This window comes from Kitasatospora sp. NPDC058444 (assembly GCF_042721415.1).
In the GTDB taxonomy this organism is placed as follows: Bacteria; Actinomycetota; Actinomycetes; order Streptomycetales; family Streptomycetaceae; genus Kitasatospora.
The window spans coordinates 1-26,716 of record NZ_JBHXLL010000074.1 but is presented as its reverse complement, the minus strand read 5'-3'; the positions used below and the strand labels follow the sequence as shown (position 1 = coordinate 26,716).

Sequence of the window (26,716 nt, the reverse complement as noted above, 5' to 3'; positions counted from 1 at the left end):
TGGAGCGGGCCAACCGCGCGCTGGCCGAGTTCAAGGTCGAGGGCATGGCCACCGCCATCCCGTTCCACCAGGCGGTCGTCACCGACCCGGCGTTCACCTCGGACCCGTTCACGGTCCACACCCGGTGGATCGAGACCGAGTTCGACAACACCATCCCGCCGTTCACCCTCCCCGCCGACACGGACGCCGACGAGGAGCCCGGCCGCGAGAGCGTCGTCGTCGAAGTCGACGGCAAGCGCCTGGAGATCTCCCTGCCGACCTCGCTCTCGCTCGGCACGGGCCCCTCCCGCCGCACCGGACCGGCCACGGTGAGGCCGAAGCGCCGCGGGGCGGCGATGTCCTCGCCGGCGGCCTCGGGCGACTGCCTCGCCTCCCCGATGCAGGGCACCATCGTCAAGATCGCGGTCGAGGAGGGCCAGGAGATCAAGGAAGGCGACCTCGTCGTCGTCCTGGAGGCCATGAAGATGGAACAGCCGCTGAACGCCCACCGCTCCGGCACCGTCCAGGGCCTCGCCGTGGAAATCGGCGCCTCCCTCACCGCCGGCGCGACCGTCTGCGAGATCAAGGACTGACCGGGCCCGGCAGCACCCGGCGCACCACGACGTGACGACCGGGACCCGCGCGAGCGCCGCGGACGCCGGCGACGAGCACACCGCCGAGCGGGCCGAGGCCGCGACACGGCACACGGATACCGGACCACCGGTACGCGGCCGCGCCCCACACGGCCAACCGCGCGGTCGACCGGTTCATGCGAGGAATCCCCGAAACGCACGACAGGACATGAGGAGGGGCAAATGGACGCGGCAGTGATAGTCGTGGGCTCCGGGCCCGCGGGCCTGATGCTCGCCGGTGAGCTGAGGCTCGCCGGCGTCGACGTCATGGTCCTGGAGCGGTTGGCCGCACGGACCGGCGAATCGCGCGGGCTGGGCTTCACGGCCCGCACCATGGAGATCTTCGACCAGCGAGGACTGCTGTCCCGGTTCGGAGACATCGAGACCAGCAACGTCGGCCACTTCGGCGGCCTGCCGGTCGACTTCGGCGTGCTGGAAGGAGCACACCAGGCGGCCAAGTCCGTACCCCAGTCGGCCACCGAGACGGTCCTGGAGGAGTGGGCCACGAACCTCGGCGCGGACATCCGCCGCGGCCACGAGGTGCTGTCCGTCACCGGCAAGGAGGACAGCGTCGAGGTCGAGGTACGAGGCCCCTCGGGAGTACGGACCGCGCGCGCCGAGTACGTGGTGGGCTGCGACGGCGGCCGCAGCACGGTCCGCAAGGCCGCCGGCTTCGAGTTCCCGGGCACCGCCGCGACCATGGAGATGTTCCTGGCCGACGTGAAGGGGATCACCCTCGAACCCCGGATGATCGGCGAGACGCTCCCCGGCGGCATGGTGATGGTGGGGCCGCTGCCCGGCGGCGTGACCCGCCTCATCGTCTGCGAGCGCGGCACCCCGCCGCAGCGCCGCGAGAAGCCGCCGGCCTGGGAAGAGGTGGCCGCGGCCTGGCAACGCCTCACCGGGGACGACATCAGCCACGCCGAACCGGTGTGGCTGAGCGCGTTCGGCGACGCCACGCGCCAGGCCACGCAGTACCGCCGCGACCGGGTGTTCCTGGCCGGCGACGCGGCGCACATCCACCTGCCGGCCGGCGGCCAGGGCATGAACACCAGCATCCAGGACGCGGTGAACCTGGGCTGGAAGCTCGGCGCGGTCGTGCGCGGCCGCGCCCCCGTCACCCTGCTGGACACCTACCACGCCGAACGGCACCCGGTGGGCCGGCGACTGCTGCTGAACACCCAGGCCCAGGGCCTGCTGTTCCTCAGCGGCTCGGAGGTGCAGCCGCTGCGCGACGTCGTCTCGGAACTGATCGGGTACGCGGACGTCAGCCGGCACTTCGCCGCGATGGTCAGCGGCCTGGAGATCCGCTACGACGTCGACGGCGGACGCCACCCGCTGCTGGGCCGGCGCATGCCCGACGTGCCCCTGACCGGGCACGCGCTGATCCGCCGCAGCGTCGAGGCACTGCGCCCCGCGCGGGGCGTGCTCTTCGACCTCACCGACAACAGCGAGCTCCGCCGCAGGGCCCTGCCCTGGCGCGACCGAGTCGACCTGGTGACCGCACAACCGCGCGAACTGCCCGCGAACAGCCCGCTCTCGGGCACGTCGGCCGTCCTCGTGCGGCCCGACGGATACGTCGCCTGGGCCGCCCCGGGAAGCCACGGCGACCTGCCCATGGCCCTCGAACGCTGGTTCGGCCCGGCCGCCTGACGCTCGCCCGCGGACGCAGGCACCATCACAGGGAGAGAGACCATGCACAGCTCACTGATCGTCGCCCGCATGAACGCGGCGTCACAGCACGAGGTGGCCCGCCTGTTCGGCGAGTTCGACCGGACCGAGATGCCGCACCTGATGGGCACACGGCGTCGCCAGCTCTTCGCCTACCGGGGCCTGTACTTCCACCTCCAGGACTTCGACACGGACAACGGCGGCCAACTCATCGAAGAGGCCAAGACCGACCCGCGCTTCGTACGGATCAGCGACGACCTGAAGCCCTTCATCGAGGCCTACGACCCCGCCACCTGGCGCTCACCCGCCGACGCGCTGGCCCAGCGCTTCTACTCGTGGGGGAGCGGAGCGTGACCGCTCGCCGCGTAGCCATCACCGGCATCGGCGTCCTGGCACCCGGCGGCGTGGGAACCGGGAACTTCTGGGACCTGCTGAGCGCCGGCCGCACCGCCACCCGGGGCATCACCTTCTTCGACCCCTCCTCCTTCCGCTCACGCGTCGCGGCCGAGATCGACTTCGACGCCGAAGCACACGGACTGACCCCGCAGGAGACCCGGCGCATGGACCGCGCCGCGCAGTTCGCCGTCGTGGCCACCCGCGAAGCGCTCGCCGACAGCGGCATCGACCTGACCGCCCACGAACCCCACCGCGTCGGCGTCACCGTCGGCAGCGCCGTGGGCGCCACCATGGGACTCGACCAGGAATACCGCGTCGTCAGCGACGGCGGACGACTCCACTGCGTGGACCACGAGTACGCCGTGCCGCACCTGTACAACTACCTGGTCCCCAGCTCCTTCGCCGCCGAAGTCGCCTGGGCCGTCGGCGCCGAGGGCCCCAGCACGGTGGTCTCCACCGGCTGCACCTCCGGCCTCGACTCCGTCGGATACGCCGTCGAACTGATCCGCGAGAACAGCGCCGACGTCATGATCGCAGGATCCTCGGACGCACCCATCTCACCCATCACCATGGCCTGCTTCGACGCCATCAAGGCGACCACACCGCGCCGCGACGAACCCGAACGCGCGTCACGGCCCTTCGACGGCAGCCGCAACGGCTTCGTCCTGGGCGAGGGAGCCGCCGTCTTCGTCCTGGAGGAACTCCACACCGCACGGCGCCGAGGAGCCCACATCTACGCGGAGATCGCCGGCTACGCCACCCGCAGCAACGCCTACCACATGACCGGCCTGCGCCCCGACGGCGCCGAGATGGCCGAGGCGATCCGCTCGGCACTCGACGAAGCCCGCATCGACCCCCAGGACATCGACTACATCAACGCCCACGGATCCGGCACCAAGCAGAACGACCGGCACGAGACGGCCGCCTTCAAACGCAGCCTGAAGGACCACGCCTACCGGGTACCGGTCAGCTCCATCAAGTCGATGGTCGGCCACTCGCTGGGCGCCATCGGCTCGATCGAGATCGCCGCCTCGGCCCTGGCCATGCGGCACAACGTCGTACCGCCCACGGCGAACCTCCACACCCCCGATCCCGAGTGCGACCTGGACTACGTGCCCCTGACCGCACGCGAGTGGACCACCGACACCGTCCTCACCGTGGGCAGCGGATTCGGCGGATTCCAGAGCGCCATGGTCCTGGCCCGCCCCGACAGGAGGCCGGCATGACCACCCCGGTGGCAGTGACGGGCATAGGAGTCGTGTCGCCCAACGGCCTCGGCGTCCAGGACTTCTGGTCCGCCACCTGCGGCGGCAAGAGCGGCATCGGCCGCGTCACCCGGTTCGACCCCGCCCGATACCCGGCCCAACTGGCAGGCGAGGTACCGGGATTCAACGCACAGGAACACCTGCCGAGCAGGCTGCTGCCGCAGACCGACCACATGACCAGACTCGCGCTCACCGCAGCGGACTGGGCCCTGGCCGACGCAGGGGTACGACCGCGGGAACTACCCGAGTTCGACATGGGCGTGGTCACCGCCAGCTCCGCCGGCGGGTTCGAATTCGGCCAGGGCGAACTGCAGAAGCTCTGGAGCCAAGGCAGCCAGTACGTGAGCGCCTACCAGTCCTTCGCCTGGTTCTACGCCGTCAACAGCGGCCAGATATCCATCCGCAACGGCCTGAAAGGACCCTCCGGCGTCCTGGTGAGCGACCAGGCCGGCGGCCTCGACGCCCTGGCACAAGCCCGCCGCCAGATCCGCAAGGGCACCCCGCTGATCGTCTCCGGCGGCGTCGACGGCGCGATCTGCCCCTGGGGCTGGGTGGCACAACTGGCCGGCGGCCGGATCAGCACCAGCAACGAACCCGCCCGCGCCTACCTGCCCTTCGACGCCGACGCACGCGGCCACGTGCCCGGCGAAGGCGGAGCGATCCTCGTCCTGGAAGACGCACAGGCCGCCCGCCGACGCGACGCACGGACCTACGGGGAACTGCGCGGATACGCCGCCACCTTCGACCCCCACCCGGACAGCGGCCGGCCCCCCGGCCTGAAGCGCACCCTCGAACTCGCCCTGGAAGACGCCGCCCTCGCCCCCGAGGACATCGACGTCGTCTTCGCGGACGCCGCCGGCCTGCCCGAACTCGACCGGATCGAAGCACAGGCCATCGGCGCCGTCTTCGGCCCGCGCGGCGTACCCGTCACCGCACCCAAGACCATGACCGGCCGCCTGTACGCCGGCGCCGGCCCACTCGACGTGGCCGCCGCCCTGCTCGCCATGAACGACGGACTCATCCCACCCACCGTCAACGTCGTGCCCTCGCCCGACTACGAACTGGACCTGGTCGTCACCCAGCCGCGCCCCGCACGGCTGCGCACCGCGCTGGTGCTCGCCCGCGGCCAGGGCGGCTTCAACTCCGCAGTGGTCCTCCAGGCGTCCGGACGCTGAACCGCAAGACGCGCGCCCTTCACCGCCCCAGCCCCCCACGACGGTGAAGGGCGCGCCCCTACCCACCCCCACGGACCGAGGCCCCCGGGCCTCCGAACGAAAGGCACCGACGTGAACAGCACCCGCACGTTCACCCTCGACGACCTCAGGCGGATCCTGCTGGAAGGCGCAGGCGCCGAAGAGGGCGTCGACCTCGACGGCGACATCCTCGACACGGAGTTCAAGGAGCTCGGCTACGAGTCCCTGGCCCTGCTGGAAACCGGCGGCCGCATCGAGCGCGAGTACGACATCACCCTCGACGACGCGACCCTCACCGACTCCGTCACCCCGCGGCTGCTCGTCGCCGCGGTCAACGAGCACATCACAGCCGCCGCGGACGTCGCGGCCTGACCCGCCCGCCGGACGGGGCCGGCCCACCCGCCCCGTCCGACCGGCACCTCACCCCAGGGGAGAACCAGATGCCGCAGCACACCCAACGCGTCGCCGTCGTCACCGGAGCCACCAGCGGCATAGGCCTGGCCGCCGCCCGGCTCCTGGCCGAACAAGGACACCAGGTCTTCATCGGCGCGCGCAGCGCCGAGAACGTGGCCTCCACCGTCAAGCTGCTGAGGAACGAGGGCCTCGACGTCGAGGGCGCCGCACTCGACGTGCGCTCGCCGCAGAGCACGGAGGAGTTCGTCCGCGCCGCCACCGCCCGCTTCGGAACGATCGACGTCCTGGTCAACAACGCGGGCCGCAGCGGCGGCGGCGTCACCGCGGACATCGAGGACGACCTGTGGAACGACGTCATCGAGACCAACCTGAACAGCGTCTTCCGGATGACCCGGGCCGTACTCAACACCGGCGGAATGCGCGGCAAGGACCGCGGCAGGATCATCAACATCGCCTCCACCGCGGGCAAGCAGGGCGTGGTGCTCGGCGCCCCGTACTCCGCCTCCAAGCACGGAGTCGTCGGCTTCACCAAGGCCCTCGGCAACGAACTCGCGCCCACCGGCATCACGGTCAACGCGGTGTGCCCGGGATACGTGGAGACCCCGATGGCCCAGCGCGTCCGCCAGGGCTACGCCGCGGCCTACGACACCACCGAGGAGGCGATCCTCGACAAGTTCACCGCCAAGATCCCGCTGGGCAGGTACTCGACCCCCGAGGAAGTGGCCGGCCTGGTCGGCTACCTCGCGTCGGACACCGCCGCCTCCATCACCGCCCAGGCGCTCAACGTCTGCGGCGGACTCGGCAACTTCTGAGCCCCGCCGCCCTGCGAGCCGCGCCGCCCACACCCTAGGAGCCACGAGTATGTCCCAGCCCGCACCGCGCGAAGTCGAGCACGAGATCACGGTCTCCGCCCCGGCCGCCGACGTGTACCGGCTCATCGCCGACGTGGAGAACTGGCCCCGGCTCTTCCCGCCGTCGATCTACGTCGACCGGGTGGAGAACACCGGCACCGAAGAAGTGATCCGGATCTGGGCCACCGCCAACGGCGAGGCCAAGAACTGGACATCGCGCCGCGCGCTGGACCCCGACCGGATGCGCATCGGCTTCCGCCAGCAGGTGACCACCCCACCGGTAGCGGCCATGGGCGGAACCTGGATCGTCGAGCCGCTCTCCGCGTCCCGGACACGCCTGCGGCTGCTGCACGACTACCGCGCCGTCGACGACGACCCCGAGAACCTGAAGTGGATCGACGAAGCCGTCGACCGCAACTCACGCAGCGAACTCGCCGCCCTGAAGGACAACCTCGAATTCGTCGCCTCCTCCACGGAACTGACCCTCTCCTTCGAGGACACCGTGGAGATCGCCGGCTCCGCGAAGGACGTCTACGACTTCATCAACGAAGCCGGCCTGTGGTCCGAACGCCTCCCGCACGTGGCCACCGTACGACTGACCGAAGACGTACCGGGACTGCAGACACTGGAGATGGACACCCGGGCCAAGGACGGCTCGCTCCACACCACCAAGTCCTACCGCGTCTGCCTGCCACACGAGAAGATCGCCTACAAGCAGACCACCCTCCCCGCGCTGCTGAGCCTGCACACCGGCTACTGGACGTTCCAGGAGACGGAGCACGGGGTCACCGCCTCCTCCCAGCACACGATCGTCATCCGCCCCGAGAACATCACCGCGGTCCTGGGACCGGACGCCGACATCGCCACCGCCAAGGCCTACGTCCGGACGGCACTGAGCACCAACAGCCGAGCGACACTCGGCCACGCCAAGAACTACGCCGAAGCCCGGCGCTGACCCGATGACAGCCGTCGACACCCACGTCATCGTCGTCGGAGCAGGCCCCGTAGGACTCATGCTCGCCGGCGAACTCAGGCTCGCGGGCGCACAGGTGACCCTCCTGGAACAACGCGAAACCCCCACCACCGAGTCCCGCGCATCGACCCTGCACGCACGCACCATGGAACTGCTCGACCAGCGCGGACTGCTCGACGACCTCGGCACACCCCCGCACGTACCCATGGGCCACTTCGGCGGCATCCCCCTCGACCTGCACCTCGACAGCCCCTTCGCGGGACAGTGGAAGGTCCCGCAGACACGCACCGAGGAACTGCTCGGCACCTGGGCCCGCGGCCTCGGCGCCGAGCACCGCCCCGGCCACCGCGTCCGCGGCCTGCGCCAGCACCACGACCACGTCGAAGTCGAGGCCGACAGCCCGCACGGCCGCGTACGACTGCGCGCACACTACGTCGTCGGCTGCGACGGCGAGGACAGCACGGTCCGCAAGCTCACCGGGATCCCCTTCCCCGGAACATCCGCCGAACGCGAGCTGATCCGGGCCGACGTCGACGCCATCGACATCCCCGACCGGCGCTTCCAACGCCTCGACAAAGGCCTCGCCATCGCCGCACGCGGCCCCGGCACGGTCACCCGGGTGATGGTCCACCGGTTCGGCCGCCCCAGCCGACCCCGCACCGCCCGACCCCACTACACCGAACTGGCCGACGCCTGGCACACGGTGACCGGCGAGGACATCACCCACGGCGTGCCCCTGTGGGTCAACTCCTTCGGCGACGCCTCCCGCCAGGCCGCCCACTACCGCGACCGACGCGTGCTCCTCGCCGGCGACGCCGCCCACCAACAGATGCCCATCGGCGGCCAGGCACTGAACCTCGGACTCCAGGACGCCGTCAACCTGGGCTGGAAACTCGCGGCGGCCGCAACCGGCCACGCCCACCCGACACTCCTGGACAGCTACCACCAGGAACGCCACCGCGTCGGCCGCGACGTCCTCTCCGGCATCCGCGCACAGGCACACCTGCTGCTCGGCGGACCCGAAGTCGAGCCACTACGCGCCGTCCTGGCCGAACTGATCGCCCACGAAGACGTACGCCGACACCTCGCGGGCACGATCAGCGGCCTCACCATCCGCTACGACCACGGCCGGGCACACCCCCTGTGCGGAACCCGGCTGGCACCCACCGACCTCACCACCGACACCACGACCACCTCCACCACCGCACTGCTGCGCCGCGGACACGGGCTCCTGCTCCACCCGGCCCCCGCCCACACGGACCGGGCCCTGCCCGCGGCCGCCGCCGCATGGGCGGACCGGGTCGACACCGTCACCGCCACCGCCGCCTGCGGCCCCCTGACCCAGGGAACCACCGTCCTGGTACGCCCCGACGGCCACGTGGCCTGGGCCGGCACCGACCAACAAGGCCTGCTCACCGCGCTCGACCGCTGGTTCGGGCCCGCGAACACCGCCACCACCCCCGACACCCGGCACACACCCCCGCACGACACACGGCGACCGACCGGCACACGGCCCACCACCGCACCCCACCGTCCACACCACAGGAGGACCACCATGGGCAACCTGACCGGCAAGACGGCGCTCGTCACCGGCTCCAGCCGAGGCATCGGCCGGGCGAGCGCCGAACGCCTCGCCCGCGAGGGCGCACTGGTCGCCGTGCACTACTCCACCGGCCGGGAAGCGGCCGAAGAAGCCGTCCGCGGCATCGAGAACGACGGCGGCCGCGCCTTCGCGGTCCAGGCCGAGCTCGGCGCCCCGGGCGGCGTCCACGAGCTGTTCCTCGGACTCGAACAGGGACTCAAGGAACGCACCGGCTCCACCGAGCTCGACATCGTGGTCAACAACGCCGGAATCATGGGCGGCGTGGCGCCCCAGGACACCACACCCGAACAGTTCGACCGCCTCGTCGCCGTCAACGCCAAAGCACCGTTCTTCATCATCCAGCGCGCCCTGCCGAACATGCCCGACGGCGGCCGGATCATCAACATCTCCTCCGGACTCACCCGGTTCGCCAACCCCGACGAAATCGCCTACGCCATGACCAAGGGCGCCGTCGAGATGCTCGCCCTGCACTTCGCCAAGCACCTCGGCCCCCGCGGCATCACCGTCAACAGCGTGGCACCCGGCATCACACGCAACAGCAACCCGGTCTTCGACATCCCGCAGGCCGTCGAGCAGATGGCAGCCCTGTCCACCTTCAACAGGGTCGGCGAACCCCAGGACGTCGCCGACGTGGTCGCCTTCCTCGCCTCCGACGACGCCCGCTGGGTCACCGGCGCCTTCATCGACGCCAGCGGCGGCACACTCCTCGGCTGACCACCCACCCGCCCCCCGCCGCCCCGCCCGAAGCGAAGGAGGATCGTGGGCAGCACACCATCCACCTCCAGCCCCCCGCCGTCCTCGACAGCACAACCGACCGGAACACCGGCCCTGCGACTGTGGGGACTCCTCCTCGTCCTCGCCGGCAACATGCTCATCGACGCACTCGAAGTCTCCGTGATGGTCGTCGCCCTGCCATCGATCGGCACGGACCTCGACCTGCCACTGACCTCGGCCCAATGGATGATCACCGGCTTCGCCATCGGATTCGGCGGACTGATGCTCTTCGGCGGGCGCGTCGTCGCACTCCTGGGCCGCCGCGAGGTCTACCTCACCGCACTCCTCGGCTTCGCGGCCGCCTCGGTGGCCGCCGCCCTCACCGACGACATCCGACTGCTCGTCGCAACCCGCGTCGTGAAGGGACTCTGCGCCGCACTGACCGCCCCGACCGGCCTGGCGATCATCCAGACCACCTACCCGGCAGGCCGCCCACGCGACCGGGCCCTGTCCGTCTACACACTCTTCGGCGCAAGCGGCTTCACCGCAGGACTCCTCCTGTCCGGAACACTGACACCGATCGACTGGCGCCTGACGCTCGCCTTCCCCGCCCCCGTCGTCCTGGCACTCTTCCTCCTCGGACACCGACTCATCCCACGCACCCCCCCGGAAACCGGCCGACACGACGCCGCCGGCACACCACGACGCTACGACACCGCCGGCGCCGCCACCTGCACAGCCGCACTGCTCACCCTCGTCGCCGGCATCACCTCCGCCCCCGCACACGGCTGGACCTCCCCCCGCACCACGGCACTGCTCGCCGCCTCGGCGCTGCTCCTCACGGCCTTCGTGACCATCGAACGGCGCACCCCCCAGCCCCTGATGCGCTTCACCCTCCTCGGCAACGGCCCACTGGCCCGCTCGATCCTGGGCGCCGCCGCCCTGAACGGCTCATACCTGGGCCTGCTGTTCGTCCTCACCTACGAACTGCAGACCCTCGACGGCTGGCACCCGTTCACCACCGCACTCGCCCTCCTGCCGGCAGCAGCCCCCCTCGCCGCCACCGCACTGCTGTCAGGACGGATGATCGCCGCCTTCGGCACCGCACGGCTCATCGCCGCCGGCTCCGCCTTCCCGCTCGCCGGATACCTCTGGCAGCTACGCCGACCGTGGCCACTCGACTACACCACCGCCGTCCTGCCCACGATGCTGCTCGTCGGAACCGGCTTCGTCCTGTCCTTCGCCGCACTGAACACCCAGGCGACCGCACAGCTGCCGCCCCAGCACCGGGCCCAGGGCGCCGGGCTGTACCAGAGCGCCGTCCAGGCCGCGGCAGCCCTCGTACCGGCCCTGGCCGCCGCCCTGCTCACCGCCCACCGCCCACCCGCCGGCGCACCCGCGTCCGAGTTCCTCACGGCCTGCCGCCCCGCCCTCGTCCTGGTCACCCTGATCGGAGCACTCGGCCTGCTCACCGCACTGGCAGGACTACGGCCGCGCCGCGGCTGAGACCCGGACCCCCGGCCACGAACCCAAGTCAGGAGAGTGACGTCCATGTCGGCACGGGAGAGGACCCTGACCGGCCCCACCGACGGGAACCGGTCCGGATGGACCACCGACCAGCGGCTGGAGGAACTGCGCCTGATCAAGAAGGAAGTCCTGCAAGGCCCCGGCCCCGAAGCCACCGAACGCCAGCACGCCCGCGGAAAGCTGACGGCCCGCGAACGCATCGACCTGCTCCTCGACGAGGACTCCTTCACCGAGGTGGAACCCCTGCGCCGCCACCGCGCGACCGGCTTCGGCCTCCAGGCCAACCGCCCCTACACCGACGGCGTCGTCACCGGCTGGGGCACGGTCTTCGGCCGCACCGTGTTCGTCTACGCCCACGACTTCCGGATCTTCGGCGGCGCACTCGGCGAAGCCCACGCCTCCAAGATCCACAAGATCATGGACATGGCCCACGCCGCGGGCGCACCCCTCGTCTCACTGAACGACGGCGCCGGCGCCCGCATCCAGGAGGGCGTCAGCGCCCTGGCCGGCTACGGCGGCATCTTCCGCCGCAACACCAAGGCCTCCGGCGTCATCCCGCAGATCTCCGTCATGCTCGGCCCGTGCGCGGGCGGCGCCTCCTACAGCCCCGCCCTCACCGACTTCGTCTTCATGGTCCGCGGCATCTCACAGATGTTCATCACCGGACCCGACGTCGTACGCGCCGTCACCGGCGAGGAGATCACCCAGGACGGCCTGGGCGGAGCCGACGTCCACGCCGCCACCTCCGGCGTGTCCCACTTCGTCTACCCCGACGTGCACACCTGCATCGAAGACGTCCGCTACCTGCTCTCACTCCTGCCCTCCAGCAACCGCGAACTACCCCCCACCACCCCCTGCACCGACCCGACCGACCGCAGCTGCGACGCCCTGCTCGACCTCGTCCCCGACGACCCCAGCGCCGTCTACGACGTCCGCGGCGTCATCGAGGAGATCGTCGACGACCGCGACTACTTCGAGGTCCACGCGGCCTGGGCGACCAACGTGGTGTGCGCACTCGCCCGCCTGGGCGGCGACGTGGTGGGCATCGTCGCCAACCAGCCCTCCTCCTACGCCGGCGTGCTCGACATCGACGCCAGCGAGAAAGCCGCCCGCTTCGTCCAGTTCTGCGACGCCTTCAACATCCCACTCGTCACCCTGATCGACGTACCCGGGTTCCTGCCCGGCGTGGCCCAGGAGCACAACGGCATCATCCGCCACGGAGCCAAACTGCTCTACGCCTACTGCAACGCGACGGTCCCGCGCATCTCCCTCGTCCTGCGCAAAGCCTACGGCGGCGCCTACATCGTCATGGACTCCCTCTCCATCGGCACCGACCTCGCACTGGCCTGGCCGAGCAACGAGATCGCCGTGATGGGCGCCGAAGGAGCGGCCAACGTCATCTTCCGCCGCGAGATCAACGCCGCCCCCGACCCCGAAGAGATGCGCCGACAGAAGATCAAGGAATACAAGGCCGAGCTGATGCACCCCTACTACGCAGCCGAACGCGGACTGGTGGACGACGTCATCGACCCCCGCGACACCCGCCGCATCATGATCAAGTCACTGGCCATGCTCCGCGCCAAACACGTCGAACTGCCCTCCCGCAAGCACGGCAACCCCCCGCAATGAGCACCGACCACGAGCCCATCGAGCCGCTCCCGCTCATCAGGGTGCTCAAGGGCCACGCAGACCCCGGCGAACTCGCCGCACTCACCACCCTCCTCCTCGCCCGCGCGGCGCTCACCCCGGCGGACCCGGAACCGGCCCCGACCGCCGCCGCCTGGAACCGCCCCGAACGCACCCCCCACCACCGCGACCCCCGGGGCCGACGAGCCCCGCGAGGAGGACGCTGACCCGGAGCCCACAGAAAGCGAGCACCCATGGACACCGCCCCTCCCACCCCACCCCCCACCCCACCGGGCGACGCCCTCGCCCCACCACCCCTCCTCCTGGCCGGCGAACAAGAAGACACCACCGACCCCCACATCATCCGCAGCATCGACTGACACCCAAGCCACCAACCCCAGCGAATCGCCCCGCCGCGAGCCAGGCGCGACGGGCACCCTGGTACGCAGGGGCTACCGGCAGGCGCCGACGGCTCCCTCGTGACCGCGCTCGCCCTGGTGGGGGAGTCCGCCGTCTTGCAAAGGTGTGGCCGCCGCGTGCCGTGAAGCTGTGGGGTCTCGCACTCTGGTGTGCTGAGCTGCTGGTGAGAAGCGCAGGTCGGAGGCAGCATCGGTGGGGCAGCACTCGTTGGGATCACAAATCTGGTGGGACGACCTGGCCAAGGTGGAATGGCCCGAAGTCCCGCCGAGCGTCGTCGTACGAGGGACGTGGTACCGGCAGAACATGCGCAGTGCCCGGTGGAAGGCCAGGCTGCTCGATTTGATGATCTTGGTTCTGGCTGCGGGGGTGCCTTTCGCGGTCGCGGTCAGAGCCGGGAGTTGGGTTGTTGCGTTGCTCGGGTCCTTCGCTTCCCTCCTGACCGGGATTCGTCATGTTTTTGACTGGCAAGGAGGCTGGATCTCCTTCAGCCGGGCGAACCAGCGGATTGATACTGAAGTGATCCGCTACAAGCAGGGCGTGGGTGAGTACCGCTACCGGAAGGCCGCGCCGGGAATTCTGGTCACGCGTGTCGAGCAGATCGCCGGGGAGGAGACAGGCGCCTGGGCTCACCGCCTCGCACCACCTGTCTTCTCGGCGGCCGGCTCGTAGTAGGTGGTGCCCCTTCATGCCTGGCCTTGGCCAAGCGGTCCATGGCGTAGGCGGTGTCCGCAGGCGCTGCCGGGGTGGTGGCTGCTGGTGCTCGATCTGCCGGCGGTGAAGGAGGAGGCCTCCGCCGTCGTCCTGGGCGAAGAGCTGGGCAAGATCGTCGTGGACACCTCCCGCGAGATCACGACCGCCCGGACGGCGTCCGGCGTCCGGCCGGGACGAAGCTCGCCGCGGCCCGCCCGCGGCGCGAGAAGCCGTCGGCCGCCTACTCCGAGCACGCCCTGAACGTCGCCGCCACCGCCGGTCTGCTCGCCAAGGCCGGCTTCGGCCACCTCGCCGCGTTCGCGACCGAAGTCGAGCACAAGCTGCCCGGCCGTCGCAGCCTGTTCGCCGACCTGGTCCTCACCGACCCCGGCACCAACGTGCCGGTGCTCCTGGTGGAAGTCGACCGGGACAACGAGGGCAACGGCACCCTCGTCGCCAAGCTCGCCACCTACCGCGCCTGGTGCCAGCTCCCCGCCAGAGGCGCCACCAAGCGCGCCTTCGAAGCCTCGCTCCGCCGCCCCGGCGCCCGCACCCACGACCTGCGCCTGTGGACTGCCACCTACCCGCCCACCGGCCGCGAAGGCCTCCCGCCGGTCGCCCTGGTTCTCGAGGCCGGCCGCAAACGCGACCGCCGGCCCGGCGCCCCGCCGCTCACCCCGGAGCAGAAGAAGGCCAAGGCGAAGACCGACCACGACCGGCTGCTGCGCCGCATCCGCGAGGTCGAGGCCGCCTCCGAATCGGCCTGGCACGCCCCCGCCTACCGAGGCGAGGAGACCACCGCCCGCGACTACCACCGGGCCCTGCCGGTCATCGCGACCACCATGCCGCTGCTGCGCCGCTTCGGCGCGGGCGGGCCGATCTGGTGGCGCTTCGGCGGCCGGCGCTGGGCCACCCTCATCGAGGTGCTCGGCAACGAGGACGGTGACCTGCTGCTGGAGCAGCAGCAGGAGGCCGCCTGGCGCGCCGGTGAGGAGCGGGAGGCGGAACGCCGACGGGCGGAGCGGGAGCGCCGCCGTCCGGCCTGCACCCGCTGTACGGCCAGCTTCTCGGACGAGCGATGGGCCGAGCAGGAGCAGGCCGACACCTGGGACGACGACGGGCTGTGCGCGGGCTGCCGCCAGGCCGACGCCGACCAGCGGGCCGAGCACAAGCGGGCCGCAGCCGAAGCTGCGGCCGCCGAGGCGAAGCACTCCCGCTCCTGGTGGCGCCGGAGCTGATTGGCTGTTCCCCGCCGCCGGGCGCGGGGAGTTCGGTACCCGCCTTCATCCGTCCGGCCGGGGCGCCCCGCCTGCCCCGCTGCGCAGCCGGCCGGTCGGTGCCCGGGCTGTCCACGGACGAGATCTCTGATTCGTCCGCGCCGGGAGTGCCGCCTGCCCGAGACTGGCGTGCACCCGAGAGGTGGAAGGAAGAAGGCGTTGATGAGCGACTGGCTGGTGTACGAGAGCGGCGAGTGGACCGCCCTGCCCAAGGACCCCGTCCCGGACGACGGCAGCGGCGACTGGTACGCGAACCTGAAGCAGGCCGGGTTCGAACGGTGGACCAGCTCCAACCCGCACGCACGCGAGTGGCCCGGGGAGGAGCTTCCGATCGAGATGACGGTGTATCACCGCTACCAAACGGTGCCCCGCTTCGCGATCGACCTGCAAGGTAACCAGGACGGCAGCATCCTCACCGCCTACGCCGCCGAGCTGCCCGACGTGATGGACCTGATCGCCCGCTGGGCGCCGGCCGTGCAGGCCCTGGCCGTAGCCGCTCTCGGCCCCCACCCCCAGGACGGCGGCCGGTGAGCGCCAGCCGGTTCACCGGCCGCAGGGCGGTGTTGACGGCCGCCGCGGTGCTCTGGTGGGCCGTCAACGTGCCGTACGCGGCAGCCGGACTGACCGCGCTCGGCACCGCCTGGCCGATCAGCTGGCTGGCCGCGATCGTTCTGCCGACGGCCGGGATCTCCTGTGCGCAACTGCTGCACCGGATCGACACCACAGGCGGCCCCACCGCCGGCAGCCGCCTGTTCACGGTCCTGCTGTTGTTCGCGATGGCCATCGGGTATGCGGGTGTCTCCTACCCGGTCGGTGACCCGGGCCACCTGCCCTGGTACCTGACCGGGCTCATTGCCGCAGCCGACGTGCTGGCCGCCTACGGCTTCCCGCGTGTCATCATCGCGCTCGCCCACGCCGCCCCGGGCCGGGGCACGACGGCGGCGTAGACCGACTCCGCTCCGCCGACCCGCTCCCCCGGCGGGCCAGTTCGCGGCGGCGGGCAGAAGGCCGGGGTTCGAGGAAGAGGCAGAGCAACTCGGCGGGGACAGGCTGCGACCCGGACCCGGGCCGCGGATCGGTGCAGCTGGTGCGCCTGCCGTACCACCTGTCGGCCGTCACCCAGGCCACCGCGCTGGCCTGCCTGGAGCACACCGACACCCTGCTCGGGTACGTCGGACGGCTCAAGGAGGAGCGCGACCGGCTGGTCGACGCGCTGCGGGGGATGGGCCTGGAGGTCACCGACTCGGACGCCAACTTCGTCCAGTTCGGCCGCTTCGCCGACACCCACGCGGTGATCCCGGCCTCGTCACCCGTGGCATCGCACCTGACCCGCCGACGGTGCAACACGGGATGCAACACGCGCAACACGAAGGCCCCGGCCGCGCTCCGCGTTGCACCCCTGACCTGCACGAACCACGGGGAACCGGGGTGCAACGCGCTGTTGCACCCCGGAGCCCGTGCTGCGGGCCGACCCGGGCCGAGCCCGGCCGACGCCGTACGCGGCCCTGCCCGGTACGCACCCGGCTCCGGACAACAGTCGCTCCGGAAGGTCGGTGCGTCACTCCTTCGAGTGGACTTCCCGGCTTGGTGGTTGGGAACACTGCCGCCGTGACCGACACCAACCTGTTCCTGCCCGGCACCACGGTGGTGCGCCGCGACGTCCATGCCGGCCGGGTGTGGACCGCCATGCCGCAGCGGGTGGTCGCCGACACCGGCCACGTGCTGACGCTGGCCTACTGGCCGGGGATCGAGAGCCTGGCGCCGACGACCTGGATCACCTCGCTCGCCACCGGCGACGACACCGCCCGCAAGCAGGGCCTCGCCGACCTCGCGGCCAGCACCTGGACCCTCGACCCCTACCGCTGGCAGGGCACCGAGATGCTGAGCCACTTCCTGGCCGGCGAGTGGTTCTCCGTCCACTGCTTCCAGGACGCGGCCACCAGGGAGCCGCTGTGCTGGTACGTCAACTTCGAACGCCCCTACCAGCGCCAGCCCGGCCTCGGCATCGACACCATGGACCTCGCCCTCGACCTCGTCATCACCCCCGACCTGTCCGGGCACCACTGGAAGGACCAGGAAGAGTACGCCCAGCTGCGCCGTCTCGGGGTGGTCGACGACTACACGGCCGGCCAGATCGACCGGGCCCGCGGCCGCGCGATCAGCATGCTGGACAACCAGGCCGGGCCGTTCGCCGCCGGCTGGCCCACCTGGGCACCGGACCCCGACTGGCCGCTGCCGACGCTGCCGCCCAGCGCCGACGAACCCACCCCCTCGACGGTGCCCTACCGGGCGTGACGGGCAACGCACGGCTCCCGGCACCGGACTACGCGGCCGAGCACTCCGCCGGCTCGTCGGTGTGCTTGAGCCGGCTGCGGGCGGCGACCCGGTCCTCGCCCGACAGCCCGGCCCAGAACTCGTCCGCCCACACCGCGTGGGCGGCCTGCCGCTCGGCCTCCTCCAGGCGCGCCAAGGTGAGGCCGCCAACCTTGGTGGATTCCTTGATGACCGGCCTCCAACCTTGGAGACCACACACGGCACCTTGACGGACGTCTTGATGCCGCGGCAGGCCCCCTGCAGGAGAGCGGCCCGGACGCTCGTCGCACGTACTCGTCCAGCCGCTGCCGCTCGTACGGGAAAATCGCTGATGGCGGGGCCCACAGCGCTGCCATACTGACTCGCCCCGGCAGCCGGTCGCCAGGGTGGGAGGAGACGGCAGTGGCACCCCAGCAGGGCATCACCGAGGTCACGCGGCGGCGCATCTTCGACACGATCACGCTGGAGCAGGTCGCCTGGGCGGGGCGCCTCGACGAGGACGACTTCCTCCGTCGGATCTACGACCTGGAAGCCATGGTCAGCTACGACACCAGGTTCACCAACGCCCGCGGCGACATCGTCCAGCACCGGTTCAACAACCACGACTGGGACGACGACTGGGTCTTCACAGACGACCGCTTCGAGCTGTTGAACGGTTCCGACAGCACCTTCCTGCGCTTCCTCGCCGAGATGCTGCACCCGGTGGTCCGCCCCGACAGCGTCCAGGTCGACCACCTCCTCGAGGTCTTCAACGCCCTGCTCGCGGCCGACGGCTATGAGCTCGTCCAGGACGGCGCGATCAGCGGCCTGCCCGTTTTCAAGGGCGTCCGGAACGCCTCTTTCCACGGCGATCAGCCCGAACTGCAACTCGAGTCGCGCCCCCTGCTCACCGACCCCCGGGTCCTCCACGAGCACCTGGTGCGCATCCGCGACGGCCTACAGAAAGACCCCGCAGCCGCCATCGCCTCCAGCAAGGAACTCGTCGAGAGCCTGTGCAAGGTCATACTCGGCCGCAGCGGAGTCGAGTACACGAACTCCGACGAACTCCCAGTCCTCTACCGCAAGGTCGCCGAACTCCTGGCCCTCAAGGCGGAGTCTGTACCCGACAGCGCCAAGGGCAGCGAGTCCGCCCAGAAGATCCTGCGCACCCTCGTCACCACCGTTCAGACCTTGGGAGAGCTCCGCAACCAGCTCGGGCTGGGCCACGGCCGCGCCGCGCCCAGCCCCGCCTTCACCCGGCACGCCAGGCTCGCCCTCAACAGCGCCGTCGCCGTCACCGAGTTCCTCCTCGACACCTGGGAGGAACGAGTCGACCGGGGGCTGCTCACCCTGAACGAGTAGCCGGCCCTACAGCTGCCAGGCCCCGCACAGCGGCCGCGTGTGGTCGGTGAGGGTGTGCCACATCGCGGCGCTGGTGCCGTGCTGCTCGAGGTCGTCCAGGCGGGCCGCGCCGGCCTTCACGGTCATCAGCATCCGGGCGACCAGCGGGTGGCCGTCGGCGATGGTCTGGAGGTCGCGGATGCGCTGCCGGACGGCGCGCTCGCCAGTGTCGGCCAGGACGAACAGCAGTCGCGGGAAGGCCGGGTAGTGCTGTTGCCAGGCCGGCAGGACGCTCTGCGCGCCAGCGGTGCGCCGCAGGTGCGGCGGGATCGGGTGGTGCTCGCGGAAGCGGGCGTAGCCGATCAGCTTGGCGGCGAGCTTCTCACTGCAGGGAGTCACCAGCCGATGACGAGGCTCCCACTCGGCGGCGAGACCGACCCGACCCGCCGGGCGATCATCATGGCGATGAATCGGCTCCTTGCTGGAACCCCGCAGCAGTCCAACGGCAGGCTCAACGTCACCCAGCTGGCTATCGAAGCCGGCCTCAAGCGCTGGCATCTTACCCACCAGCACCCCGACCTCAAGGACCTCTTCCAGGAGCAGGTCATCAAGGACGAGGCCAAGCGGCGAAGCCAGGCCCGGTCCGCCGACGCCTTCGAGGAGCTCAAAATCAAGCATGCCGACCTTCAGGCGCACTGCCGGGAACTCGAAGCGCGCCTCAACACCTATGCGACCGCCCTCAACCTGCTCGCCCTGGAGAACGCCGCGCTCTCCGGGCAGGCCGCCGATGCGGCCAAAGTCCGGGTCCTGCCCCGGCAACCCGGGCACCTGCCCTAACCTGGCAAGGGGATGCCGTCAGGAGAGCGCCGAGAACGCCTTCATCGTGGCGCAGTCGGGCCAGCGCTCGCCGGGCTGGAGACTGATGCTGATGCCCCCGGTCACCACCCACTGGCCCATGATGCTGCCAGCCTCCTCGTCGAGCACGGGGAGAGCCGTGATGTCGAGCACGGCTGGCGGGGCAGGCCAGAGCCGGGTCATCAGGCCTGCGGATTCGAACGGGTTGGAGACATCGCACAACGGGTGGAACAGCAGCTGGAACAGGACCTGCTTGTCACCGGGCAGCGAGAAGCCGAGGAGAGTCCCGCCGCTCTCCCCGCCGACGCCGTCGGGACGGTCGACGTCGGGGAGGTGGATCGGTTCGAACTCGGGCATGGCCACCGGGGCCCCGTCCGGGTCGACCACCCCCATCCACAGTGACAGGTCGTCCGGCAGCATCGCGGTGTCGCGCATCGTCCGCAGCAGCGACTCGGGCAGCACCAGAGGACGGCGGCCCTCGATGTTGAGGAGGCCGATCTCTGAGTCCCTGGCCAGGGGGTGAGCATGCAGCACCAGGGTCTTCGCCACCCAGCGGACGAAGGGGAGCACCTCAGAACCGGTGATCGGCTGGAGATCGTCAAGGACGGCGCGGACCTGCGGCTTGCCCGGGTTCTCGAACACGTCGTTGAGCCGCTTGTTGCAGTCGTTCCGGCTGTCGCTGCCGCACACCGGCAGCATCACCCGTGACATCTGGTCGCGTTCCACCTTGCCGTTGCGCTTGGCCACGGGCTTCCCACCGACCGAGATTGTGAACGGCCCCTGGCCGTCATACCGCTTGAGGAACCAGGTGGGGAAGACGTGCTCCCCCTTCGAGCGAACGGGAGCACCGCAGAGCACGCAGTTACCGGAGGCCATGGCGGGAGACTACTGCTCGGTCTCCTCCGGAAGCGCCTGATTACCTCGTCCGGGTGATGCGACCAGCTGGTGCGATCTTGCGGCGAGGTTGATCAAATGCCTAGCAGAATCGTTGAGTTGGCCGGACAATCAGCTCGCCTGGGCATCGTGACCCGGGCAGAGATGAGTTGTTGATGGACATGCAAGAGGCAGTGGACAACTTCGCCAACGCGATGACTCACTGCGACAACCTGATCAAGGTGCACAAGGCGGCGGGCGATGGCGGACGCGGCCGGCGGACCACGGAGACTTCAGTGAACCGCGGCACGATAGTCCTGGCGGTCGCCGCCTGGCAGGCGTTCGTCCAGGATGCCGCGATGGCTTTGCGAGACGAGGCGCTGGTCGAGTCGCGGGCTACTCCGCCGAACTCCCGCCTGCTGCACGCTGCCATGCGGCAATGGGAGATCGACTTCAACGCCGTGCTGGAGAAGTTCTCCACGCCAGGCCCGGACCAGACGGTGTCCCTTCTCAAGAGGGTCGGCTTCAACCCGATGCCGAGTTGGACCTGGACCCAGCGCGGAGGCCGGGGAAAGCAGGATGTTCTGGTTGAACCGAAGCACGTCGCCGAGGTGATCAAGCAATGGCTCCGAGTTCGCCATGATGTCGCGCACGGTCACTCAACTATCCACTCACTCCCCATCCTGGGCGCTGTCCGTGACCCAAGCTCGTCGGCAGCGGCAAAGGCCGCGCCAACTCTGCGGCTCGACGACGCCGAGGACTGCGTGAAGTTCTTCCGCTCGGTGGTCCGGCTGACGGCAGAAGCCGGAGCCGGTCATGTTGGCGCGCCAGCGCCAACATGGGAGAAGACGCCGACCCTTGCCCTCGGGCTCCACATCTCTAACCTCACTCCATAGATCGACCCGGTCAGCTGGTTGCATCACCTGAACGGGAGATCAAGCTCCCGTTCAGGCGATGCAACAGCCGTGTTGCCCGAGGCTGCGGCCATGGGATCCCTCTGAGCAGCCACAATTTGTCTCCGTTGCGGGCACCCGCCAACGGTCCACTGGCAGGATTAGTCAGCAAATGCGCCCTAAGGGCTAATTCATCCGCTTTGCTGCCGGACTCATGAACGGAGTGGCGTGACACAACCTCCTCCGAACAGCCCTCCAGACGCGAGCGCACACCTGGAGGCTGCGGCGCATTTTCGCGACTCGATGGCTGAACGGCGATCAATCGGCCTCCGGATGATCACTGCCGTGATCATCCTTGACTTCGTGGCAACAAAGCTCGTCATGGATGCGGCGAGCAAGGTTGCGCACCCGGACCAGCTGGCCAGCGCTCTACGCCTTGTAGTGGCTGGGACGTTTGTCCTCGTCGCTGTGATGTTGTTCCAGATCGAGGCTCGCAACCGTGACGACCGAGTTAACTATCGCGCCGAGCAGGACCGCGCCATGGCACTTCTCGCGACGGGGCAGCCTGGAGGGGTGGCCCCTCCCGCGGAGACTCGCTTGCATTCGGTATGGAGGTCCTGGGCGACAACCTGGCCTCTGGCCGCAGTCCTCCTTCTTGCCTTCGCTCTCTGGTGGTTCGCTGGGGTCGTCACGCATGTGGCTCCCCAGGGGCCGACCTCCACGTCTTCACCTGCAGCAAACCTGGCCTGCCCTGCAACAAGCTCGCCAGCAACCAGCTCTCCATCGAGTGGTCCAAGCATCCAACCGATGAAGTAAGACACCGAATGGTGGCCGGCTATCGCGTCATCGAGTGCAACAGTCCTGTTGCTTGGGGTGGCTCAGTGGGATGCGCATTGAGCTGCGAGATTGCGGTGAAGAGGCAAACCAGACGCTTACCAGAACTAGCGGGATAACACCCGGAGGAAAGCCCACGCTTCTCACCGGTTTTCTCACCACGAAGGGCCTCCGCGATCACGGCCCGACAACGGGCGCACTAACCGGCCCGACAACGAGTGGTGAGAACCGGTGCGCCAACCCGAGGCCGGCCCACCCGCCCGCTGCGCCCCGCATTCGGTAGAAGTCGCAGGTCAGAGGTGGTGGTGAGTGGGCATCAAGGTGGAACTCACCACCCCGACAACCCTCTCTTCTTCTTCTTTTGGTCTTGGTAGTTGGCAGTTGTCGTTGTCGGTCGGGTTCGGCGCCTGCGGCGGGCTCTTTCTTCTTCGGCGTCCGACTGGTGCCGGCCGCGCGTGGTGTGGCGGCGCGGGGCGCGGGCGGCCCTGGAGGGCGCTGGAGGAGGCGGAGACGGCTCTGCCCGCCGCCGTTCCTCGGGACACGGCGGGCAGAGCGGGCACAGGCCCCCTGGAGAGCCTCCAGGGGGCAAGAGGGCCGGGTGGGGTCAGCGCCCGCGGCGGGAGCTGATGGCCGCCCGCTTCTCGGCCCCGGCTGACCGGTGGTGGGAGGATCGGGTGCGGCACGCCGAGCTCTACCCGGTGAAGGACCGCACCCCGTGAGCGGCGCCGACGAAACCTGTCGCGGGGGTTGTCGCGACCCCTGCCGCGTGAGGTGCTGTCGCGTCCTGCGACCTGCACGGATACCCGCGATCCCCCGTGCGCGGGCTGGGCGCGACAGCTCGGCGCGACAGGCCACCGACTGCAACGCGGGGTGCAACGCGAGAACCCGCGTTGCACCCCTGACCTGGACCTTCGCCCCGCCGGACGGCGGCCGGGCCGCGTTGCACCGCAGCCGGGCCGCCGCCTCGGGCTACTCCCAGCGCATCCCCAGCTCGGTCAGCCGGGCGGCCCGCTCGGCCGGGATGGTGGCCCGCCGCAGGCGGCTGTTAGCCACGAAGAGTCCCAGGGCCACGACGATCTCCGTCGACTTGCCGTCCTCACCGTCGGCTAGGAGCAGCGTCTCCTTGTGCTTGCGGGGGACGTTCAGGTGCCCTTCGCGGGCCCGGTACTGGGCGGCTGCGGCGAGGTTGCGCTGCTCCTTCTCCGCGTGGCTCACCTTCGGGGCCGGCTTCTCCTCCGGCGCGAGGGGTTCGAGTCCGAGGACGTGCTCCAGGGCCCACTGCTGCGCCGGGACGAGCTTGTCCCAGCCGACCTGCTGCGCGCGGCCCCATCCGGCGAGGTCTTCGCCCTGGACGACGATGCTGCCAGGCTCGGCCCCGGCCAGCGTTCCGCCGTCCTGGAGGTGGCGCCGGGCCAGGATGAAGCACCGCCGCCAGTCCACCGGCCAGGACGGGCACCACCCCGGGTCGATCTCGTCGAGGGCGGCCTTGCGGTCGGCGGACAGCGCCCCGGTCCAGTCCAGACCGGTCTGGCCGGCCTCGGCCCGGTGCTCCAGCGCCTCGGTGCGCCGCTGGGCGGTGCGCAGGTTCTTCATGATGGTCCCGACCGGCCGCCCGCCCCACACCGCGTCCGCGGGCGGGCAGGCGTGGCCGTGCTCGGCCGCGTAGCCGGCGACCGCGACCAGGTTGTCGGTGAAGGCGGAGTCGAACGCCGACCACACCATGCCGAGGCCGTCCAACTCCTTCAAGCGCTCCGCGTCCAGTACCCCGGCGGCCTTGTAGCGGCGCTGGTCGGCCACCCAGGAGCCCAGGCGATGCCCGGACGGCGCGGTGTAGGCGTAGGGCACCTTCACATCCCCGAACTTCTCCCGGTAGGCCAGCAGCTCCTCCAGACCCCGCCGGAACTCCTCCCGTTCCGGCTCCAGGACCCGGGTGCGGACGAACGCCGCGATCACCGCCGGATCGCGCTGAGTGGAGAACTGGAGCAACTGCTCCCCGGCCTGGACGGAGCGCCGCTCGTCCGGGTCGCTGGCGTGCCTCGGCTCCCTTGGGGGCCGGGTCTCGGACTGCGGCAGGGCCAAGCGCTCGACGGCGGCCGCGTCGTGCGAGCGCAGAGCCATCAGCAGCTTCGCCAGCCCGTCGAACGCCCGCGAGGACAGAAGCTGCTCCCCGCTCTCCCCAGGACCGAGGATGACGGGCACGACGATGGTGGCGATCTTCCCGCTGCCGGGGTGCATGCGCAGGGCCCGCCCGACGGCCTGGACCAGGTCGACCATGGAGCCGCGCACGTCGGCGAAGAACACCGAGTCGCAGTCGAAGGTGTCCACCCCCTCGCTCAAGACCTTGACCGAGGAGAGCACGTAGCGCAGCAGCCGCAGCCCGTCCTCGGCGAGCAGCGAGGAGAACGCGCCGAGCGTGGCCCGCCGCTCGGCGACGGTGTGCTCGGACTCCAGCCAGCCCGTGCCGATCAGCTCCGGCGCCGGGTGCAGCGCCGGGTCCTGCTCCCACAGCACCTTCGCCACCTCGGGCAGGCCGGTGCTGAGCGCCCGCGCCTCCGCCACGAAGTGGTGGAACGACAGGACCCGGGCCAGGTCCCACTCGGCGGCAGCGGTCAGCAGAGCGGTCTGCAAGGCCGCCAGACGCGCACCCCGGTACTCCACCGACATCTCACTCGCACCGCGCTGCTCCAGGCCCTGGAGGGTGGGGTCGGAGACGTCGACGCAGACGATCCGGTACGGCGCGATCACCCCGTCCGAGATCGCCTGCCCGAGCGGGTAGTCGTGGGCGATCGGCCCGAAACCAGCCAGGCTCTCGTCGTCCATGCTCGCGATCAGCTCGGCCGACTCGATCCCGGCCGCCGCCACCCGCTCCCGGTCCCGCTCCTTGACCGCCCACAGCCGCGGGGTGGCCGTCATGAACAACCGCCTGTCGCAGACGATCCTCGTGTTGTCCAGAATCGCCGCCCACGGCTTCCCGGCCTGACCGGACACCCGGTGCGCCTCATCGACCACCGCGAGCGAGAAGGCCGGCAACCCGGCCTGCTGCGCCCTCTCCAGGTGCCCCAGGCCCAGGCTCGCGTAGGTGGCGAACACCGTCACCCGCTCCGGGCCGGCCGTCCAGCAGATCAGCTCCGCCGGATCGGTGGTGCACGGGATGCCGGGCTGCTCGCTGCCCTTGAGGGAGCAGAGCCCCACCATGCGGCCGCCGTGCCCCTCGCGCCTCCAGACCTCCACCGTCTGTTCCAGCAGGGGCAGGGACGGCACCAGCACCAGCGTCCGCTCCGAGCGCAGCCGCCCGGCGACGTGAACGGCGGTGAGCGACTTCCCCGAGCCCGTCGCCGCGCGGATCTGGCACCGCAGCCCCTCCGGTGGCAGCAGACCCGACGCCGGAGGCGTCAGAAGTCGTACTGCTGAGTCGCAGGCCTCTTCCTGGTTCAGGCGAATTTTCTTCGCCATAATTACTGTCTCCTTTTTCCGGAATTCATGCGACGCGGCAGGAAAGTCGCCATGGCTTTTTCGGGGATGTCCCGTATTCGGAGGGGAGCCTGTTTTCCGTGATGGCGGATCAGTCTTCGGGCGTCCAGGGGCCCCGGCCGTTGTGCAGATCGTCGGCCAGCCTGTCGTGCAGGGCGTGGACGCACGTCGTCACCCACTGACTGAGGTCAGAGAGCCGCTCGTACTGGGCGATCAGCAGGGGCCCGGCGACGGCGAAGCTGTGCGGCTCCTGCTCCATGTCGTCGGCGATGCCCGGGAAAATCCGCAGCACCCGCCACAGATCGACCGGCGCCGCCTTTTCGGGGTCCGGCAGCTCAATACCGTCCGCGTCTCGCACAATCACAGCGCTCACCATCCATTCTGGAGTCATATCTGGGAGCCTTTTAGCGAGGCGCCGAACCCGGCCGATCCTGAGAGGCTGAGGGCCACGGTGCCTGCCCAACGATCCAGAGTCTAGCGGGCTACTGTCTTTGATGCACCAGAACGGGCGAAGCCCGCCCTCGTGCCACCCCAACGAGTGACCCCTTTACCCGACGACCCCTCACCAACCCACCCCTACGGCGCGAAGCGGCCCCACCCGCTGTCCCAGTGAGCCTAGGCGAAGCCCGAACCTCACCCCACCCCACCAAGGGTCGAAGGCCCCACCCTGACATCCACCCAACTCCGCAGCGAAGCGCGGAGTTGACCCGCTACCACCCACGCGCACGCAGCGCCCACCACCCCCGCGGATCGGGCGCAGCCCGATCCGGCCGGCGCAGCCGGCCCGCTGCCCGCGCGCAGCGCGGGCCAGCTCTCGGCGAAGCCGAGAGCCCCCGGCCGAAGGCCGGGGCAGTACCGACGGCGAAGCCGTCGCGCAGCGCCGAAGGCGCAAGCAACCCGGGCCGAAGGCCCGTGGTTACCCGGCG

At 70.3% G+C, this 26,716-nt stretch carries 26 protein-coding genes and 1 pseudogene; 22 read left to right on the top strand and 5 right to left on the bottom strand.

Annotated elements, in window-relative coordinates:
• The 19 genes and pseudogenes from ACFWP2_RS38630 to ACFWP2_RS38540 form a co-directional block, all read left to right on the top strand.
• Positions 1 to 572: biotin/lipoyl-containing protein (locus ACFWP2_RS38630; protein WP_380460644.1), on the top strand; the 572-nt coding region annotated here is incomplete at its 5' end.
• Positions 573 to 794: 222 nt separating this feature from the next.
• A complete protein-coding gene (locus ACFWP2_RS38625; protein WP_380460642.1) occupies positions 795 to 2,264 on the top strand; it encodes an FAD-dependent monooxygenase in 1,470 nt (489 codons plus the stop codon).
• Positions 2,265 to 2,306: 42 nt separating this feature from the next.
• Positions 2,307 to 2,636 (top strand): TcmI family type II polyketide cyclase, encoded by a 330-nt coding sequence (locus ACFWP2_RS38620; RefSeq protein ID WP_380460640.1) that lies wholly within the window; start codon positions 2,307 to 2,309, stop codon positions 2,634 to 2,636.
• Positions 2,633 to 3,904, top strand: a complete 1,272-nt coding sequence (locus ACFWP2_RS38615; RefSeq protein WP_380460638.1) for a beta-ketoacyl-[acyl-carrier-protein] synthase family protein — start codon at positions 2,633 to 2,635, stop codon at positions 3,902 to 3,904. The genes ACFWP2_RS38620 and ACFWP2_RS38615 overlap by 4 nt, the downstream gene beginning before the upstream one ends.
• Entirely contained in the window at positions 3,901 to 5,118 is a 1,218-nt protein-coding gene (locus ACFWP2_RS38610; protein ID WP_380460636.1) for a ketosynthase chain-length factor, read from the top strand. Before ACFWP2_RS38615 ends, ACFWP2_RS38610 begins: the two co-directional genes overlap by 4 nt.
• A gap of 111 nt (positions 5,119 to 5,229) precedes the next feature.
• On the top strand, positions 5,230 to 5,508 hold the full coding sequence (locus ACFWP2_RS38605; protein WP_380460634.1) for an acyl carrier protein: 279 nt from the start codon (positions 5,230 to 5,232) through the stop codon (positions 5,506 to 5,508).
• Positions 5,509 to 5,576: 68 nt separating this feature from the next.
• The gene (fabG, locus tag ACFWP2_RS38600; protein WP_380460632.1) at positions 5,577 to 6,362 is read left to right on the top strand and encodes a 3-oxoacyl-ACP reductase FabG; all 786 of its coding nucleotides are present in this window, start codon (positions 5,577 to 5,579) and stop codon (positions 6,360 to 6,362) included.
• A gap of 49 nt (positions 6,363 to 6,411) precedes the next feature.
• Entirely contained in the window at positions 6,412 to 7,356 is a 945-nt protein-coding gene (locus ACFWP2_RS38595; protein WP_380460630.1) for an aromatase/cyclase, read from the top strand.
• Between the two features lie 4 nt (positions 7,357 to 7,360).
• A complete protein-coding gene (locus tag ACFWP2_RS38590; protein WP_380460628.1) occupies positions 7,361 to 9,691 on the top strand; it encodes an SDR family oxidoreductase in 2,331 nt (776 codons plus the stop codon).
• Positions 9,692 to 9,736: 45 nt separating this feature from the next.
• Complete coding sequence (locus ACFWP2_RS38585) at positions 9,737 to 11,197, top strand: MFS transporter (RefSeq protein ID WP_380460626.1); 1,461 nt, start codon at positions 9,737 to 9,739, stop codon at positions 11,195 to 11,197.
• 45 nt (positions 11,198 to 11,242) lie between these two features.
• Positions 11,243 to 12,847 (top strand): acyl-CoA carboxylase subunit beta, encoded by a 1,605-nt coding sequence (locus tag ACFWP2_RS38580; protein WP_380460624.1) that lies wholly within the window; start codon positions 11,243 to 11,245, stop codon positions 12,845 to 12,847.
• Positions 12,844 to 13,071, top strand: coding sequence for an acyl-CoA carboxylase epsilon subunit (locus tag ACFWP2_RS38575; protein WP_380460622.1), 228 nt, complete (start codon positions 12,844 to 12,846; stop codon positions 13,069 to 13,071). The genes ACFWP2_RS38580 and ACFWP2_RS38575 overlap by 4 nt, the downstream gene beginning before the upstream one ends.
• Positions 13,072 to 13,098: 27 nt before the next feature.
• On the top strand, positions 13,099 to 13,224 hold the full coding sequence (locus ACFWP2_RS38570) for a surface protein (RefSeq protein WP_380460620.1): 126 nt from the start codon (positions 13,099 to 13,101) through the stop codon (positions 13,222 to 13,224).
• A gap of 232 nt (positions 13,225 to 13,456) precedes the next feature.
• Positions 13,457 to 13,933, top strand: a complete 477-nt coding sequence (locus ACFWP2_RS38565; protein WP_380460618.1) for a DUF4231 domain-containing protein — start codon at positions 13,457 to 13,459, stop codon at positions 13,931 to 13,933.
• 53 nt (positions 13,934 to 13,986) lie between these two features.
• Positions 13,987 to 15,192 carry a hypothetical protein gene (locus tag ACFWP2_RS38560; protein WP_380460616.1) on the top strand — a complete coding sequence of 402 codons (1,206 nt, stop codon included), beginning with the start codon at positions 13,987 to 13,989 and terminating at the stop codon, positions 15,190 to 15,192.
• Between the two features lie 201 nt (positions 15,193 to 15,393).
• Entirely contained in the window at positions 15,394 to 15,762 is a 369-nt protein-coding gene (locus tag ACFWP2_RS38555; RefSeq protein ID WP_380460614.1) for a hypothetical protein, read from the top strand.
• Entirely contained in the window at positions 15,759 to 16,178 is a 420-nt protein-coding gene (locus ACFWP2_RS38550) for a hypothetical protein (protein ID WP_380460612.1), read from the top strand. Before ACFWP2_RS38555 ends, ACFWP2_RS38550 begins: the two co-directional genes overlap by 4 nt.
• A 128-nt stretch (positions 16,179 to 16,306) precedes the next feature.
• Positions 16,307 to 16,843, top strand: a pseudogene (locus ACFWP2_RS38545) (aminotransferase class I/II-fold pyridoxal phosphate-dependent enzyme); the annotation flags it as partial.
• On the top strand, positions 16,840 to 17,526 hold the full coding sequence (locus tag ACFWP2_RS38540) for a DUF402 domain-containing protein (protein WP_380460610.1): 687 nt from the start codon (positions 16,840 to 16,842) through the stop codon (positions 17,524 to 17,526). The pseudogene ACFWP2_RS38545 and the gene ACFWP2_RS38540, both read left to right, overlap by 4 nt.
• A 28-nt stretch (positions 17,527 to 17,554) precedes the next feature.
• Here the strand turns inward: ACFWP2_RS38540 and ACFWP2_RS38535 are convergent, their stop codons facing one another.
• A complete protein-coding gene (locus ACFWP2_RS38535; RefSeq protein WP_380460608.1) occupies positions 17,555 to 17,701 on the bottom strand; it encodes a hypothetical protein in 147 nt (48 codons plus the stop codon).
• A 245-nt stretch (positions 17,702 to 17,946) separates the two neighbouring features.
• Here ACFWP2_RS38535 and ACFWP2_RS38530 point away from each other — a divergent pair, with 245 nt between their 5' ends.
• Positions 17,947 to 18,885 carry an abortive infection family protein gene (locus tag ACFWP2_RS38530; RefSeq protein WP_380460606.1) on the top strand — a complete coding sequence of 313 codons (939 nt, stop codon included), beginning with the start codon at positions 17,947 to 17,949 and terminating at the stop codon, positions 18,883 to 18,885.
• Between the two features lie 6 nt (positions 18,886 to 18,891).
• On the opposite strand, the gene ACFWP2_RS38525 is transcribed toward ACFWP2_RS38530, so the two are convergent.
• A complete protein-coding gene (locus ACFWP2_RS38525; RefSeq protein WP_380460604.1) occupies positions 18,892 to 19,263 on the bottom strand; it encodes a hypothetical protein in 372 nt (123 codons plus the stop codon).
• 6 nt (positions 19,264 to 19,269) lie between these two features.
• On the opposite strand from ACFWP2_RS38525, the gene ACFWP2_RS38520 reads away from it, so the two are divergent.
• Entirely contained in the window at positions 19,270 to 19,701 is a 432-nt protein-coding gene (locus ACFWP2_RS38520) for a hypothetical protein (RefSeq protein WP_380460602.1), read from the top strand.
• 18 nt (positions 19,702 to 19,719) lie between these two features.
• On the opposite strand, the gene ACFWP2_RS38515 is transcribed toward ACFWP2_RS38520, so the two are convergent.
• Positions 19,720 to 20,595, bottom strand: a complete 876-nt coding sequence (locus tag ACFWP2_RS38515) for a hypothetical protein (protein WP_380460600.1) — start codon at positions 20,593 to 20,595, stop codon at positions 19,720 to 19,722.
• A gap of 173 nt (positions 20,596 to 20,768) precedes the next feature.
• Between ACFWP2_RS38515 and ACFWP2_RS38510 the strand changes: the two genes are divergently transcribed.
• Positions 20,769 to 21,488 (top strand): hypothetical protein, encoded by a 720-nt coding sequence (locus tag ACFWP2_RS38510; RefSeq protein WP_380460598.1) that lies wholly within the window; start codon positions 20,769 to 20,771, stop codon positions 21,486 to 21,488.
• A 1,800-nt stretch (positions 21,489 to 23,288) separates the two neighbouring features.
• On the opposite strand, the gene ACFWP2_RS38505 is transcribed toward ACFWP2_RS38510, so the two are convergent.
• A complete protein-coding gene (locus ACFWP2_RS38505; protein ID WP_380460596.1) occupies positions 23,289 to 25,772 on the bottom strand; it encodes a Helicase associated domain protein in 2,484 nt (827 codons plus the stop codon).
• A gap of 109 nt (positions 25,773 to 25,881) precedes the next feature.
• Complete coding sequence (locus ACFWP2_RS38500) at positions 25,882 to 26,154, bottom strand: hypothetical protein (RefSeq protein ID WP_380460594.1); 273 nt, start codon at positions 26,152 to 26,154, stop codon at positions 25,882 to 25,884.
• Between the last annotated feature and the right edge of the window lie 562 nt (positions 26,155 to 26,716).